The sequence below is a fragment of the Leifsonia sp. NPDC077715 genome (assembly GCF_040686855.1).
In the GTDB taxonomy this organism is placed as follows: domain Bacteria; phylum Actinomycetota; class Actinomycetes; order Actinomycetales; family Microbacteriaceae; genus Leifsonia.
This window is the reverse complement of record NZ_JBFBOG010000003.1, coordinates 223962-238574: the sequence shown is the minus strand read 5'-3', so window position 1 is coordinate 238574 and position 14613 is coordinate 223962. Positions and strand designations below refer to the sequence as shown.

Annotated in this window: 15 protein-coding genes; 12 read left to right on the top strand and 3 right to left on the bottom strand. The window is 71.0% G+C overall.

The window, feature by feature from the left end:
* The first annotated feature begins 145 nt into the window (after window positions 1-145).
* The 12 genes from AB0P25_RS14940 to AB0P25_RS14885 all read left to right on the top strand — a co-directional run bounded on the left by AB0P25_RS14940 (window position 146) and on the right by AB0P25_RS14885 (window position 13176).
* Window positions 146-2212 (top strand): hypothetical protein, encoded by a 2067-nt coding sequence (locus tag AB0P25_RS14940; RefSeq protein WP_363808354.1) that lies wholly within the window; start codon window positions 146-148, stop codon window positions 2210-2212.
* Between the two features lie 26 nt (window positions 2213-2238).
* Window positions 2239-3231: a LacI family DNA-binding transcriptional regulator gene (locus AB0P25_RS14935; RefSeq protein ID WP_363808352.1), complete on the top strand. Its 993-nt coding sequence runs from the start codon at window positions 2239-2241 to the stop codon at window positions 3229-3231.
* Window positions 3232-3259: 28 nt separating this feature from the next.
* Window positions 3260-4555, top strand: a complete 1296-nt coding sequence (locus AB0P25_RS14930) for a sugar ABC transporter substrate-binding protein (protein WP_363808351.1) — start codon at window positions 3260-3262, stop codon at window positions 4553-4555.
* Between the two features lie 2 nt (window positions 4556-4557).
* Window positions 4558-5514, top strand: a complete 957-nt coding sequence (locus AB0P25_RS14925; protein ID WP_363808349.1) for a sugar ABC transporter permease — start codon at window positions 4558-4560, stop codon at window positions 5512-5514.
* Window positions 5514-6437 (top strand): carbohydrate ABC transporter permease, encoded by a 924-nt coding sequence (locus tag AB0P25_RS14920; protein ID WP_363808347.1) that lies wholly within the window; start codon window positions 5514-5516, stop codon window positions 6435-6437. Before AB0P25_RS14925 ends, AB0P25_RS14920 begins: the two co-directional genes overlap by 1 nt.
* Window positions 6434-7456 (top strand): hypothetical protein, encoded by a 1023-nt coding sequence (locus tag AB0P25_RS14915; RefSeq protein WP_363808346.1) that lies wholly within the window; start codon window positions 6434-6436, stop codon window positions 7454-7456. Before AB0P25_RS14920 ends, AB0P25_RS14915 begins: the two co-directional genes overlap by 4 nt.
* Window positions 7453-8511, top strand: a complete 1059-nt coding sequence (locus AB0P25_RS14910; protein ID WP_363808345.1) for a glycosidase — start codon at window positions 7453-7455, stop codon at window positions 8509-8511. Before AB0P25_RS14915 ends, AB0P25_RS14910 begins: the two co-directional genes overlap by 4 nt.
* Before the next feature lie 71 nt (window positions 8512-8582).
* Entirely contained in the window at window positions 8583-8924 is a 342-nt protein-coding gene (locus tag AB0P25_RS14905; RefSeq protein ID WP_363808344.1) for a YciI family protein, read from the top strand.
* Between the two features lie 6 nt (window positions 8925-8930).
* Window positions 8931-10154: a sigma-70 family RNA polymerase sigma factor gene (locus AB0P25_RS14900; RefSeq protein ID WP_363808343.1), complete on the top strand. Its 1224-nt coding sequence runs from the start codon at window positions 8931-8933 to the stop codon at window positions 10152-10154.
* Window positions 10155-10199: 45 nt separating this feature from the next.
* Window positions 10200-11042, top strand: a complete 843-nt coding sequence (locus tag AB0P25_RS14895; protein ID WP_363808342.1) for an NAD(P)-dependent oxidoreductase — start codon at window positions 10200-10202, stop codon at window positions 11040-11042.
* A 17-nt stretch (window positions 11043-11059) separates the two neighbouring features.
* Window positions 11060-12298 (top strand): amino acid permease, encoded by a 1239-nt coding sequence (locus AB0P25_RS14890; RefSeq protein ID WP_363808340.1) that lies wholly within the window; start codon window positions 11060-11062, stop codon window positions 12296-12298.
* 281 nt (window positions 12299-12579) lie between these two features.
* The gene (locus AB0P25_RS14885; RefSeq protein WP_363808339.1) at window positions 12580-13176 is read left to right on the top strand and encodes a TetR/AcrR family transcriptional regulator; all 597 of its coding nucleotides are present in this window, start codon (window positions 12580-12582) and stop codon (window positions 13174-13176) included.
* A gap of 4 nt (window positions 13177-13180) precedes the next feature.
* Here the strand turns inward: AB0P25_RS14885 and AB0P25_RS14880 are convergent, their stop codons facing one another.
* The 3 genes from AB0P25_RS14880 to AB0P25_RS14870 form a co-directional block, all read right to left on the bottom strand.
* Window positions 13181-13531, bottom strand: a complete 351-nt coding sequence (locus AB0P25_RS14880; protein WP_363808337.1) for a HepT-like ribonuclease domain-containing protein — start codon at window positions 13529-13531, stop codon at window positions 13181-13183.
* The gene (locus AB0P25_RS14875; RefSeq protein WP_363808334.1) at window positions 13521-13826 is read right to left on the bottom strand and encodes a nucleotidyltransferase domain-containing protein; all 306 of its coding nucleotides are present in this window, start codon (window positions 13824-13826) and stop codon (window positions 13521-13523) included. Before AB0P25_RS14875 ends, AB0P25_RS14880 begins: the two co-directional genes overlap by 11 nt.
* Before the next feature lie 218 nt (window positions 13827-14044).
* Window positions 14045-14299 (bottom strand): hypothetical protein, encoded by a 255-nt coding sequence (locus AB0P25_RS14870; protein ID WP_363808333.1) that lies wholly within the window; start codon window positions 14297-14299, stop codon window positions 14045-14047.
* Window positions 14300-14613 lie beyond the last annotated feature (314 nt).

Below are 14613 nucleotides of genomic sequence, written 5' to 3'. Positions count from 1 at the left end.
TGGTCGGTCGCGGTGCGGCCAGTCTGGCCGTGCCGCGGGCGGCTCCACAAGACTCCACGTTGACTTTCTCGCGGACGGGGTCTACCGTCCTTTAAACCGGTTTAGATGACCCCCATTCGAGGGAACGACCACAAGGGACGCAACGATGCGCAACCGAACACTGACGATGCCGAAGGCCGTCCTCGGCCTCGCCCTAAGCGCCGCTCTAGCGATCACCGGGGCCGGGATCCCCGCCCAGGCGACGACCGCGCCGACCGCGCCGACCGTCGCCGCGCCGGCGAAGCTGACGAACCTCTCCCACCTCGACTTCCTGCTCGACGACGTCCCGCTGCTGCCCGGCGTCGCGGGGCACACCACCTACCGCGCCGCCGACGAGCCCACCGCTCGCGCGCCGTGGGTGTACGCGGATCGGCAGGCCGACGGCAGCTTCCATCGCGTCGGCGGCGGGCCGATCACCGACCCGGCCCGCGGCTGGTACGCCCAGGGCGCCTACGACGCCGACGACATCTCGCGGGCCGCGGTCGTCTACCTCCGCGACTGGAAGCAGAACGGCACCGCGTCGAGCAGGACCTCCGCCTACGAACTGCTCCGCTCGCTGACCTACCTGCAGACCACCGACGGTCCCAACGCGGGCAACGTCGTCCTCTGGCAGCAGCACGACGGCACGCTCAACCCGTCGGCCATCCCCAAGGAGCTGCCCGACCCGTCCGACTCCGCCGAGTCGTTCTGGCTGGCGCGCACGGTGTGGGCGCTCGGCGAGGGCTACGCCGGCTTCCGGGCCGCCGACCCGGCGTTCGCGGCCTTCCTCGCCGACCGGATGCACCTCGCGCTCGGCGCGCTCCAGCGCCAGTCGCTCGCGCAGTACCCGCAGACCGAGGTCGCCAACGGCGTCACCGTGCCCGACTGGCTCATCGTCGGCAGCGCGGGCGCGACCGCCGAGGCGGTGCTCGGCCTGAGCGCGTTCGCCGCGGCCGCTCCCGCAGACACCGCGGCGCGTACGGCCCTCGCGCACTACAGCGAGGGCATCGCGAAGCTGCAGAGCGGCGGCGTCGGCCAGTGGCCGTTCGGCGCCCTGCTCCCCGAGGCGAACTCCCCCACGTTCTGGCACGCCTGGGCCGGCATGCAACCCGCCGCCCTGACCGCTGCGGCCGGTGTCCTCCACGACGGCGGGCTGCAGAAGGCGGCGACCACCGACCTGGCGCAGTTCACCGCGCAGCTGCTGGCGACCGGCGGACCGGACAACGGCTGGACCCCGACCCCGGCCGACCGCACCCAGATCGCGTACGGCGTCGACTCCCGCCTCGAAGGGCTCGTGGCCGCCTCCGACGCGACCGGCGCCTCGGGCCTCGCCGCACTGGCGGGCGCGCAGGCCGCCTGGTACTTCGGCGCCAACCGCGCCGGGACGCCCGCCTACGACCCGGCGACCGGCGTGTGCGTCGACGGCATCGCGGCCGACGGCACGGTCAACCGCAACTGCGGCGCCGAGTCGGTCATCCACACCGAGCTGAGCATGCTGGCGCTGGATGCGCATCCCGCGATCGCCCGCACCGCCACCGCGCTGACCCGCACCACCGCCACCCAGGGCCTGAGCGTCGTCGAGGCCGAGAGCGGCACGACGACCGGCCCGGTGACCACGGTGACCCCGCCGTCGGCCTGGACCGGATCGGCCAACTGGTCGGGCGGCGCGTACCTGCAGGCCGGGGAGGGCTCGACGGTGACGATCGGGCTTCCCGCGGGTCATCCGGCGGCGCGCATCCTGCCGATCGCCGACCTCGGACCCGGCGGCTCCGGCACCACGTCCTGGACCGCCTCCGCCGGCCGCGTCACCCTTCCGCTCGGCCGCACAGACAACGTCCGTGCCGGCGAGCAGGGCATCGCACCCAGCCCGGTGTTCCTCCTCCCGCAGACGCTGCCGGTTCCGGTCCCCGCGCAGGCGACGACCGTCACCGCGAGGGTGTCCGGCACCGCCCGGCTGGATGCGCTCCTGGTGCAGCCGGTCGTGTCCCACCTCGGCCTCGCCGGCTCCGGCGCCCTCGACGTGTACGTCAACGCGACGAACGTGCCGGTGCCGCAGAAGCTCTCCGCAACCGGCCCGGTCACCGCGACGAGCTATGACTCCGCCGGTCGTCAGGTCGGCCGCACGCAGACCGTCGGCGCCCACGGCTTCGTGCTCGTGCAGCCGGGCGGGTTCACGGTGGTGACGCCCAAGTGAGTCCCGCGAACGTCACCATCAACGACGTGGCGCGCGCAGCCGGCGTGAGCAAGTCGCTGGTCTCGCTCACGCTCAACGACCGTCCGGGCGTGAAGACCGAGACGCGGGAGCGCATCCTGCAGACCGCGCGGGAGCTCGGCTGGACGCCGCACCCCGGAGCCCGCGGGCTGACCACGCGCCGCGCCTACGCGCTCGGCCTCGTGCTGCGCCGCGAGCCGCGCACCATCGAGGTCGACCCGTTCTTCGCCGGCTTCATCGCCGGTGTCGAGGCGGTCCTCTCGGACCGCGGCAACGTCCTCGTCCTGACGATGGTGGCCGACGCTGCGGCCGAGGAGCGCGCCTACGAACGGCTCGCCGCGGACAAGCGCGTCGACGGCTTCCTCCTCACCGACCTGCTGGCCGAGGACGCCCGCATCCCGCTCATCGAACGCCTCGGCTCGTCCGCGGTGTCGCTCGGCGAGCCGCTGGGCGGCAGCCCCTTCCCCGCGGTCACCCGCGACTACGACCCCGGCATCGACGAACTCGTCGCGCACCTCGTCGGCCTCGGCCACCGCCGCATCGCCCACGTCTCGGGCGACGAGCGGATGCTGCACGGGCGCCGTCGCCGCGAGCGGTTCGAGTCCGCCATGCACGAGGCGGGGCTCACTCCCCTCGTCGTCCCCACCGACTTCTCCCCCGAGCAGGGCGCCGCCGCCACCGCCGCGCTGCTCGACGGGGAGGACCGCCCCACCGCCATCGTCTACGGGAACGACCCCATGGCGATCGCCGGGATGGGCGTCGCCCACGAACGCGGGCTCGACCTTCCGGTCGAGCTCTCGGTCACGGGGCTGGACGGGTCCCAGATCGGGTCCTACGTCTACCCCTCCCTCACCACCCTCGACAACGACCCCGCCGGCTTCGGACAGGCCGCCGCCACCGCACTGCTGCGGCTGGTGGAGGACGGCGAAGCGGGCGATGTCGCCCTCCCTCCGGCACGGCTGGTGGTGCGCGCCTCCACGGCGTCGCCGGCCGGCAGCTGAACCCCCGCAACCCATCGAAAGGCACACCATGCGAATGCGCAGAATCGCCGTCTCGCTCGTCACCGCCGGCATCGTCGCCGGAACCCTCGCCGCCTGCGGCTCCAGCGGCGGCGGCGGTGGCGGCGACGCCATGAAGGCGCACGGCCCCATCACCATCTGGTACTCGAACAACGAGCAGGAGGTGCAGTGGGGCAAGGCCATGGTCTCGGCCTGGAACTCCGCGCACCCGAAGGAGAAGATCAAGGCCCAGGAGGTCCCGGCCGGCAAGAGCACCGAGGAGGTCATCGGCGCGGCCATCACGGCGGGCACCACGCCCTGTCTGGTGTTCAACAACCTCCCGGCGGCCACCGGCCAGTGGCAGAAGCAGGGCGGCCTGGTCGACCTGTCGAAGTTCTCCGACGGCGCGAAGTACATCGAGGCGCGCAGCGGCGACGCGGCGAAGCAGTACAAGTCCGCCGACGGCGACTACTACCAGATGCCGTGGAAGCAGAACCCGGTGATGATCTTCTACAACAAGGCCATCTTCCAGAAGGCCGGTCTCGACCCCGAGAACCCGAAGCTCGCCAGCTACGACGACTTCCTCGCCGCCGCGCAGAAGATCAAGTCGTCGGGCGCCGCGCCGTACGCGATCTACCCGGCGCCGACCAGCGAGTTCTTCCAGGTCAACTTCGACTACCTCCCGCTGCTCGCCGCGCAGACCGGTGGCAAGACGTTCATCGAGGACGGCAAGTCCACCATCACCAGCTCGGACTCGCTCGACGTCGCGAACTTCTGGAAGCAGATCTACAGCGACGGCCTCGCCGGTAAGGAGCAGTACCAGGGCGACGCGTTCGCGGACGGCAAGTCCGCCATGGCGATCGTCGGACCGTGGGCCATCGCCTACTACGGCGACAAGGTGCAGTGGGGCTCCGTGCCCGTCCCGACCAAGGACGGCAAGCCGGCGAACGAGGTCTACACGTTCCCGGACGCGAAGAACATCGGCATGTACACCTCGTGCAAGAACCAGGGCACGGCATGGGACGTCATCAAGTTCGCGACCAGCAAGGAGCAGGACGGCAAGCTGCTGGATGTGACCGGCCAGATGCCGATCCGCACCGACGTGGCGAGCACCTACTCCAGCTACTTCGACGCGCACCCGGCCTACAAGGAGTTCGGCGACCAGAGCGCCCGCACCACGGACGACCCGACCGGCACCAACACCATCGCCCAGATGCAGGCTCTGCGTGACGCCTACACGAAGGCCGTGGTGAACGGCAGCGGCTCGGTCGAGGACGCGTTCAAGAGCGCCTCCGACAAGATCGACAAGCTCCAGGCGCAGAAGTGACCATGACAACCACTTCCGCTCCCCCGGCGGCGGGCACCGCGCCCGCCGCCGGTCCCGGCCGGCGCCGTCGCGCGCCGATCGTGCAGCGGGTCCTCGGGAGGAACCCGCTCGGCTGGCTGTTCAGCGCGCCGTACATCGTGTTCGTGCTGGTCATCTTCGCGTTCCCACTGTGCTTCGCGGTGTACATGTCGTTCTTCGACTATTTCTTCGCGGCGCCCGGGGCGAACGTCACCCAGCCGTTCGTGGGCCTGGACAACTACATCCAGGTGTTCACCGACCCGGCGGTGCTGCAGTCGTTCGGCAACGTGGGCATCTTCCTCATCATCAACGTCCCGCTGACCGTCGTGCTGTCGCTGCTGCTCGCCTCCGGGCTCAACAGCATCACGCGTTTCCGGACGTTCCTGCGGACGAGCTACTACGTGCCCTACGTCACGGCGAGCGTGGCGATCATCGGAGTCTGGCTGTTCCTCTTCGGCCAGAACGGCCTGATCAACAACATCCTCGGTCCGCTCGCGCCCAGCCCGAGCTGGCTCTCCAGCCCGGTGCTGGCCATGCCGACCATCGCGATCTACGTGACGTGGAAGGGGCTCGGGTTCTACATCCTGCTGTACCTCGCCGCACTGCAGAACGTCCCGACCGAGCTCTACGAGTCAGCGGCGACCGACGGCGCGGGCAAGGTGCGTCAGTTCTTCTCGGTCACCGTCCCCGGCGTGCGTTCGGCGACGGTGCTCGTCCTGCTGCTGGCCACGATCACCGGAGCGAACCTGTTCACCGAGCCGTACCTCCTCACCGGAGGCGGCGGTCCCGACGGGCACTCGGCCAGCCCGGTGCTCCTCGTCTATCAGCAGGGCATCCAGCAGGGACACCCCGGGTACGCCGCCGCGATCGGCATCGTGCTCGTGATCGGCGTCCTCATCATCGGATGGCTGCAGAACCGCTTCGTCGGAGGGAGGGACTGATGACCCAGACGAATCAGCGCATGGAGCCGGCGCCGCCGCCCACGCGCAGCCCGCGGCGGAAGCGCCGCGACCTCGCCAACCCGCGCGGCCTCAGCCGCGGCCAGGCCATCGTGCAGGGGATCGTGCTGACCATCGGCGCGATCGCGTTCCTGTTCCCCTTCTACTACATGGTGGTCGGGTCCCTGCAGACGTCGCCGAACACCACGGTCGCCGGTGCGTTCCCCAACCCGGCCAACCTGACGCTCAACAACTACGTGAACATCGACTCGCGCATCGACCTCGTGCAGGGCCTCATCAACTCCGGCATCTTCACCGGAGGGGTGCTGCTCGGGACGGTGGTCTTCGGCGTGCTCGCCGGGTACGCCCTCGCGATCCTGCAGTGGCGCGGCCGCGGGGTGACCTTCGGCCTGGCGCTGCTCGTGCAGACCATCCCGTTCCAGCTGCTGATGATCCCCCTGTACGTGCTCATCGCCCGCAGTTACGGGCTGGCGGACAACTACCTCGGCATGATCCTCCCGTTCGCGATCAACTCCGCGGCCGTGCTGATCTTCCGTCAGTACTTCCTGCAGCTGCCCCGGGAGCTGTTCGACGCGGCCCGGGTGGACGGCGCGGGCGAGTTCCGGCTGTTGTGGCGGATCGCGCTCCCGCTGGTGCGTCCGGCGCTGGTCACGGCGCTGCTGCTGACCTTCATCGGGCCGTGGAACGAATTCCTCTGGCCGTTCCTGATCACCAAGGACGCGAGCCTGCAGCCGTTGGCCGTCTCGCTCGCCAACTACATCTCGAACGTGTCGGGCTCGACCGCGAACCCGTACGGCGCCATCCTGGCCGGTGCGGTCGTGCTCGCGGCCCCCGTCGTCGTGCTGTTCATCGTCTTCCAGCGGTACTTCACCTCCAGCGACCTCGGCTCGTCGGTGAAGGGGTGAGCGGGGTGGACACGGCGGTCGACCGGGCAGCCCTGCTCGCGAGCTACCGCGAGGCGCTGGCGCACACCAACGCCCTGACCGACCGCATCTCGACCGACCAGTTCTCGGCGCACTACGCCGAGCGCCCCTCCTGGGCGATCGGGCCGTTCGAACGGGACCCGTCCCTGACCTTCCGGCTGGACGGCCAATGGGCCGACCCGACCGGTGTGGGATGGACCAGCGACTCGATCTTCAACCCGACCGTCATCGAGCGCGGCGACGAGCTGCACCTGATCTACCGGGCCTCGCCGCGGAAGGAGTCGACCGCGAGCCGGATCGGGCACGCCGTGCGCCGCGACGGGGTGTGGACCGACTTCGCGCTCAACCCCATCGTCTACCCGACCCTGGCGAACGAGGAGCTGGGCTGCGAAGACCCGAAGATCTACGCGCTCGACGACGGCTACGTCTTCTTCTACAACGCCATCTGGCGGCGCGAGGACGGTTCGGTCGCGGTGGACATCATGTCGGCCGTCTCCGACGACCTCGAGCAGTGGGAGAAGCGCGGGCTCGTCGTGCCGTACGACGTCTCCGAGTACTGGGCGAAGGGCGCGGTCATTCCGCGTGACGCGGCCGGGCGCGCGGTGCGGATCGGCGGCGAGTACCTGATGTTCCTGTCGGAGGGATGCGGCGGCCGGCCCACCGTCGGCCGCTCGGCGGACGGGCTCGACTGGCGCTTCGAGACGCAGCCGTACCTCGATCTGTCGCCCCTCGGCGGTTCGCTCTTCGAGGTCGCCTGCGCGGTGGTGGACGGCGACGACCTCGTCCTCGACTTCTTCTACGCCGACGAGCAGGGCGACTTCGCCGCCGCGCAGGCGCTGTACACGCTGGACGACCCGTTCACGCAGCGCGCCGTGAACCGCGGCGGGTCGCTCGCGTGGGGCGGCCTGCAGAAGATCGGCGGCCGCTGGTCCTTCGCGCAGGGCTGGGACGCCCCCGCCGGCGAACGTGAACTCTATTTCTACCGGGAGGTGGACGCATGACCCCGTTTCCGTATCGGCTGACCCGCGCCGGCGTCGTGATGACGCCGGTCGCCGGCGACCCGCTCGAGGCGGAGGGGGTGCTCAACCCCGCCTCCGGGCGCGGTGCCGACGGCGAGCTCTACCTGCTGCCGCGGCTGGTCGCGGAGGGCAACGTGTCCCGCGTCGGCCTCGCCCGGGTGATCGTCGAGGACGGCACACCAATCGCCGTCGAGCGGCAGGGTGTCGTACTCGAGCCCGACCGGCCGTTCGAGCGTGGGCGCACTAACTCCGGCGTCGAGGACCCGCGCACCACGTTCATCCCATCGCTCGGGCTGCACGTCATGACGTATGTCGCCTACGGCCCGCTCGGCCCGCACACGGCCGTCGCGGTCTCCGACGACCTGCGTGCCTGGCGGCGCCTCGGTCCCGTCACTTTCGAGTACGACGACGCGCTCGGGATCGACCTGTCGCTCTTCCACAACAAGGACACGGTGTTCTTCCCCGAGCCGGTCACCGCACCCGACGGCACCCCGAGCCTCGCCGTGCTCCACCGTCCGGTGTGGGACCTCGGCGAGATCCGGCCGGGCGAGGGCGAGCATCCGCCCGCGGGCGAGACGCGGCCGAGCATCTGGATCGCCTTCATCCCGCTCGACGCCGTTCAGCGCGACCTCGGCGAGCTGGCGCGCTGGCGGCAGAACCGGTTCCTCGCGGGACCGGAGTTCCCCTTCGAAGAACTCAAGATCGGCGCGGGACCCGCTCCCCGCCGGGTCCCGGAGGGCTGGCTGCTCCTCCACCACGGTGTCACCGGGCGGCTGGAGTCCGGCGTCGCGCAGCAGAAGAACGTCAACTACGCGGCCGGGGCCATGATCCTCGACGGGGCCGAGCCGTGGCGCGTGCTGCAGCGGACCTCCGAGCCGCTGCTGTCGGCCGAGACCGAGGACGAGCGCAGCGGCATCGTTCCGAACGTGGTGTTCCCGACGGCGATCGAGACGGTCGACGGGCGCGACTGGGTCTTCTACGGCATGGCCGACTCCAAGATCGGTGTGGCGCTGCTGGAGCGCGAGGTGTCGAATTAGCGGGGTCGCGTTCGTGTAGACGGTGAGAGCGCCCTTCCCCTCGACCCGGGCGCTCGGGAAGGATCACCACCATGACCCAGTACCTGCTCAGCGTCATCGAACCCGACGGCCCCATCCCGGAGCCCGACGTGATGGCGCGCATCGACCGCGACGTGACCGCTGTGGATGCCGACATGCGCACCTCCGGGGTGTGGGTGTTCTCCAACGGCCTGCTGCCTCCGGAATCCGCCACCGTGCTCCGGCCCGCCGACGGCGACGTGCTCGTCACCGACGGCCCGTTCGCCGAGGGCAAGGAGCACCTGGGCGGGTTCTCGATCGTCGACGTGCCGGACCTGGACGCGGCGCTCGAGTGGGGACGCCGGCTCGCGCTGGCGACCACCCTGCCGATCGAGGTGCGGCCGTTCCGCGGCTGACGACCGATGGAAGACGACGCCCGGATCGCGCGGATCTTCCGCGACGAGTACGGCCGCGCCATCTCGGTGCTGTACCGCGTGCTCGGCGACCTCGACGGCGCCGAGGACGCGGTGCAGGAAGCGTTCGCGGTCGCCGCGGAACGCTGGCCGCGCGACGGCATCCCGCCCGCGCCCGCGGGCTGGATCATCACCACCGCCCGGCGACGCGCGATCGACCGGCTGCGGCGTGAAGGGGTGGGCCGCTCGCGGGAGGCCGAAGCCGTGCAGCTCGCGCCGCCACCGGAACCCGCGGCCGAGCCGGACGATATCCCGGACGACCGCCTGCGCCTCATCTTCACCTGCTGCCACCCGGCCCTCTCCCCCGAGGCGCGCGTCGCGCTGACCCTGCGGCTCCTCGGCGGGCTCTCCACCGCGGAGATCGCACGCGCGTTCCTGGTGCCCGAGCCGACCATGGCACAGCGCATCTCGCGCGCCAAGGCGAAGATCCGGGACGCGCGGATCCCGTACCGCATCCCCTCGGCGGGCGACCTGCCGGGACGGCTGCGTTCCGTTCTGGCGGTGCTGTACCTCGTCTTCAGCGAGGGCTACGCCGCGTCGGCGGGCGACCGACTCGTTCGCGAGGAGCTGTGCGACGAAGCGGTGCGGCTCGCGCGCGTGCTGCGATCGCTGCTCCCGGACGAGGAGGAGGTGCTGGGTCTCCTCGCACTGCTGCTGCTCGTGGATGCGCGCCGCGCGGCACGCGTCGACGCTTCCGGCGAGCTGGTGCCGCTCCCCGAGCAGGACCGGTCCCTGTGGGACCCGGCGCTCATCGCGGAAGGTCATGCGCTCGTGCGCGACTGCCAGCGGCGCGGACGCCCCGGTCCCTACCAGCTGCAGGCGGCCATCCAGGCGGTCCACGCCGACGCCCGCTCGGCGGAGCAGACGGACTGGCCGCAGATCGTGGCGCTGTACGACCAGCTGCTCACGGTCGCGCCGACGCCGATCGTGGCGCTCAACCGGGCGGTCGCCGTGGCGGAGGTGGACGGTCCCGCCGTCGCCCTCGAGGCCGTCGAGCCGCTGCGCGAACCGCTCGCCCGGTTCTACCTGCTGCACGGCGTGCGCGCCGGCCTGCTCGCCCGGGCGGATCGCCCGGCGGAGTCCGCCGCCGCGTACGACCACGCCGCGCCCCTCTGTGCCAACGACGCCGAGCGCGCCTTCCTCCTCCGCCGGCGCGCCGCCCTCCCGGTCTGAGCGCACCCCTTCCCCCGACGCGACGGCGGGCGCACAGTGGACGGCATGGACATCGCGCTGCTCGGACTCGGCCGCATGGGCCGGGAGCTCGTCCCCCACCTGATCGACGCCGGTCACACGGTCACAGCGTGGAACCGCTCGCCCGGCCCCACCGAGACCGTCGGCCGCCGCGGCGCGCGCATCGCGTCCTCCCCCGAGGAGGCGGTCGCCGGTGCAGCCGTGGTCGTCTCCGTGCTGTTCGGACCGGATGCGGTACGCGAGACGATCGTGGACCCCGGCCTCGCCATCCCCTCCGGCGCTCTCTGGATCGACGTGACCACCGTCGCGCCGTCGGACGCCGCCGACTTCGCCGCCTGGGCCTCGGATCATGGCGTGCGGTACGTCCACTCGCCCGTCGTCGGGTCGCTCGCACCGGCTCGTGCCGGGAGCCTCGCGGTGCTCATCGGCGGGGCGCAGGACGACGTCCGCGAGGCCCGTGGCGTCGTCAGCCTCTGGGCGGACCCCGACAAGATCCGCACCTTCGACGCGCCCGCGAAGGCGGCGACGGCCAAGCTCGTCGCCAACCTCGCGCTGGCCATCTCGATGGAGGCGCTGAGCGAGACCCTGCGCCTCGGCCACGCCGGCGGACTGTCGACCGACGAGGCGCTGGCCGTCCTCCCGCTCACCACCATCGCGCCCATCGCCGCGATGAAGGGACCGGTCGTCGCGTCCGGCGACTTCGGCGACACGCAGTTCTCCGCGGCCCTCCTCGCCAAGGACCTCCGCCTCATGCTCTCCACCGCCGACACCCCGCTCCCCGCCGCCGCCCTGGTCGCCGCCGAGCTGCAGCGCGCCGTGGACGCGGGCCACGGCGACGAGGACTTCTCCGTGATCGCCCGCGACCGCTGACGCGCTACGCTCGGCCTGTGACGAACGGCCAGCTCGCCCGGCGCCTGACCCTCGGAGACGCGGTCGTCATCGGTCTCGGCTCCATGATCGGCGCCGGCATCTTCTCGGCGTTCTCCCCCGCCGCCGCGGCGGCCGGCGCGGGTCTCCTGGTCGGACTGCTGATCGCGGGCTTCATCGCCTTCTGCAATGCCACCTCCTCCGCGCAGCTCGCCGCCCAGTACCCGACGTCCGGCGGCACCTACGTCTACGGCCGGGAGCGGCTGGGCGAATGGCCGGGGTTCCTCGCCGGCTGGTCCTTCGTCATCGGCAAGACCGCCAGCTCGGCGGCGATGGCCATCACCTTCGCCACGTACGCCGTGCCCGCCGCCTGGGTGAAGCCCGTCGCGATCCTCGCCGTCGCCGCGCTGACGGTCGTCAACACGCTCGGCGTCACCCGCACGGCGCTGGTCACCCGCATCCTCGTCGCCGTCTCGCTGCTCGCGCTGACGGTCGCCGTCATCGTCGGCTTCACGCACACATCCGGCTCCGCGTCCCTCCCCGGGGTGCCGATCACCCTCTACGGGGTGCTGCAGTCGGCCGGATTCCTGTTCTTCGCCTTCGCCGGGTACGCCAGGGTGGCCACGATGGGCGAGGAGGTGATGGACCCGTCCCGCACCATCCCGCGTGCGATCACGACGGCGCTCGCGATCACTCTCGTCGTCTACGCCCTGGTCGCCGTCTCCGCACTGCACGCGCTCGGACCGGCCGGCCTCGCCTCCGCTACGGCGCCCCTCGGCGCGGTCGCCGACGCGACCGGCGCTGCGTGGCCGGGAGTCGTGATCGCCATCGGCGCGTCCGCCGCGGCGCTCGGCGCACTGCTCGCCATGATCGCGGGGATCGGCCGCACCGCGTTGGCCATGGCGCGCACCGGCGACCTGCCGTCGTGGCTCGCGCCCGTGCATCCGCGCTTCCGGGTCCCGTACCGGGCTGAGCTCGTGCTCGGTCTCGTGGTGTGCATCCTCGTCGCGGTCACCGACCTCCGCGGTGCGATCGGGTTCTCGAGCTTCGGCGTGCTCCTCTATTACTTGGTCGCAAACGCGTCGGCGTGGACGCAGTCCCGCGACCACCGTCGCTACCCGCGGTTCCTGGCGGCAGCGGGCGCTGTCGGCTGCGTCGTGCTCGTGGCGGCCCTCCCCGTGGGTTCGATCGTGGCCGGGCTCGGGGTCGTCGCCGTCGGGCTCGCCTACCGGTGGGTCAGGCTGCGGCTGGTGCGGTGAGGGCGGCGCCCCCACGCCGCCCCCGCCCAGGGTCTCCGTCGCCTGCGAACTGCTCCCCTAGCGCCGGGCTCCGAAGACCGCGCCGCGGACATACCAAAATCCCTGTCGGCGCGCTCTCACCCTAGCTGGACGCGAGCGCGTCTTCAAGCCGACACGGGATGCCTGCCAGACCATATGGTCTGCTGGGATCGTACCCATACCGTCCACCGTCGGGCCGGGAGTCGAGTCATCACGATATCCTTCACACGGGGGGCAGCATCCGCACGAGGAAGGTCCGTCGCATGGCAGAACGCTCCCGGCAGGCTGTCGAGACCCGGGAGGCGGTGCTCGACGCCGCCGCGACCGAGTTCGCCCGGTACGGCTTCAGCGGCGCCCGCCTCGACCGGATCATCGCCTCGACCGGCTTCACCAAGGGCGCGGTCTACTTCCACTTCGAGTCGAAGCAGGCCATGGCGGACGCGGTGCTCTCGGGCCGCTTCGACGCGTGGCCGGCGATGGTGCAGGACGTCCGCGACCGTGGCGGCCGCGGTCTGTCCGGCATGCGCCTGCTCGCCTGGCGGGTGACGCGCACCATGGCGACGAACATCCGCACCCGCGCGGCGATGCGCCTCAGCCAGGAGCTCCGCCTCGTCCCGGAGGGCTTCAACCCGTACGACGCGTGGGCCGAGCGCTTCCTTCCATTCCTGGACGAGGCGATCGAGGACGGCGACGCCCCCGCATCCCTCGACCGGATTCGCGCCGCGAAGACGATCGTCAACTGCCTGTTCGGCGTGCTGTCCGTCGCGATCGACTCCGGCACCGAGGACGAGGTCGACGCGGAGCTGGAGGCGCTGTGGCGGCTGATCACGCCGGGGCTGCGCACCGGCGGGGCCGGGTGAGCCGCTACTGCTTGTCGGCTTCCGTAAGCAAGCCGTCGAGCACGGGGATCAGCACCGGCAGATCGTCGGTCAGGATCTCCCACACGCGGCGCTGATCCACTCGCGCATAGGCATGCACGAGGATGTTCCGCGTCGCGATGATCGCATGGACATCCGGGATGCGGGCTGCTGTGTCGGGATCGACCGAGCGAAGGTTCTTGAGAGCTTCACCCAGGATCTCCAGCTGCCGTTCGACTGCGGCCTGGAGCACCCAATCGCCGAGATACTCCGTCGATTCATGGCCGTGCGCGACGGAAGCGGCCCTCGTCGCCGCTTCGCGAGCGTCCCAGAGGAAGGCCGGCGAATCAGCCAGCATAGAGTTCCTCGGCGCTGGCGAATGCAGACCGCGCGAAGTACGGGTTACGCACGGCCCCAGCGTCCACGAGGTCGACCTCACGGCCCATGATGTGCTCCAGCTCTTCCTTCAGGTTGAAGTAATCATGGAAGAGCCCGCCTCGCCCGGGAAGGAAGTCGACCAGGAAATCGACGTCGCTCGTCTCCGGGTCGAACGTCTCGCCGAGCACCGAACCGAAGATGCGCAGCCGCTCCACTCCGTAGGCCTGGCACGCGCGCACGATCGCCTGCAGGTCGAGCGGCACGGCGGTGATCATGGCACGAATTATCCCATGACGATGGACCGTACGCGAAAGGCCCCCGACCGCTTGCGCGATCGGGGGCCTTCGTGGTGCGCCCCCAGGGACTTGAACCCTGAACCCATTGTCAGGGAGTTCGGTTGGGCGCTGTTGGTGCCAAGTGGTGGCGATCGCCGCGCTCGGCTGGGACCACTGCTGCGCGTTCCAATCGTGGAGATATCAGCAGCGGGCGCAGCTCAACGGCGCCGGAGCGCGAACCTCAGCGTCGCCAAGACGGCCAGCCCCACCATCACCGCAATGAGCCACGGCAGATATGGCGCCAGGCCATGCGCCATCGACGTCCCCACGCACTCCGCCGCGATCAGGCCCGCAGAGGTGACACCACACTTCGGCGTCGAGTTCGCCAGTGTGAAGACGCAGCACCCCACTACGAACGCGACGATCAGCCACAGCTTCACCAGGTCTCCCCCGGTCGCGCCCCGCTTCGCCATGACGCGAGCCTAGGGCCGACCGGCAAGCGTCCTACATCCCCCGTTCTGGGCGGTCGCGCGCCACGGTCCCGAGAAGTTGGAACACCGGGCGGCCGACGTCGTCACGAGAGACCAGGCGGAACTCTTCGAACGTCTCCTCGTCGAGCGGAAGTCGCACGCTGCCCGGCGGTCGGCCGTCGAGCAGCCAGAGCGAAATAACATCGTCACCGTCGCCGCGGCGGAAGATCGCGTCGGAGCGCTCAAATAGTCCGTCGTCTTATGCCGCGACGATACCCACAGAGCCTCGCATCAGATAGCCGCAACACCTCGAGAAC

Bases quoted from the DNA above. Each gene is read 5' to 3' on its own strand.
- AB0P25_RS14910 (WP_363808345.1), top strand. From the start codon at position 7,453: ATGACCCCGTTTCCGTATCGGCTGACCCGCGCCGGCGTCGTGATGACG.
- AB0P25_RS14895 (WP_363808342.1), top strand. From the start codon at position 10,200: ATGGACATCGCGCTGCTCGGACTCGGCCGCATGGGCCGGGAGCTCGTC.
- AB0P25_RS14930 (WP_363808351.1), top strand. From the start codon at position 3,260: ATGCGAATGCGCAGAATCGCCGTCTCGCTCGTCACCGCCGGCATCGTC.
- AB0P25_RS14875 (WP_363808334.1), bottom strand. From the start codon at position 13,826: ATGATCACCGCCGTGCCGCTCGACCTGCAGGCGATCGTGCGCGCGTGC.
- AB0P25_RS14920 (WP_363808347.1), top strand. From the start codon at position 5,514: ATGACCCAGACGAATCAGCGCATGGAGCCGGCGCCGCCGCCCACGCGC.
- AB0P25_RS14900 (WP_363808343.1), top strand. From the start codon at position 8,931: ATGGAAGACGACGCCCGGATCGCGCGGATCTTCCGCGACGAGTACGGC.
- AB0P25_RS14870 (WP_363808333.1), bottom strand. From the start codon at position 14,299: ATGGCGAAGCGGGGCGCGACCGGGGGAGACCTGGTGAAGCTGTGGCTG.
- AB0P25_RS14885 (WP_363808339.1), top strand. From the start codon at position 12,580: ATGGCAGAACGCTCCCGGCAGGCTGTCGAGACCCGGGAGGCGGTGCTC.
- AB0P25_RS14880 (WP_363808337.1), bottom strand. From the start codon at position 13,531: ATGCTGGCTGATTCGCCGGCCTTCCTCTGGGACGCTCGCGAAGCGGCG.
- AB0P25_RS14905 (WP_363808344.1), top strand. From the start codon at position 8,583: ATGACCCAGTACCTGCTCAGCGTCATCGAACCCGACGGCCCCATCCCG.
- AB0P25_RS14940 (WP_363808354.1), top strand. From the start codon at position 146: ATGCGCAACCGAACACTGACGATGCCGAAGGCCGTCCTCGGCCTCGCC.
- AB0P25_RS14925 (WP_363808349.1), top strand. From the start codon at position 4,558: ATGACAACCACTTCCGCTCCCCCGGCGGCGGGCACCGCGCCCGCCGCC.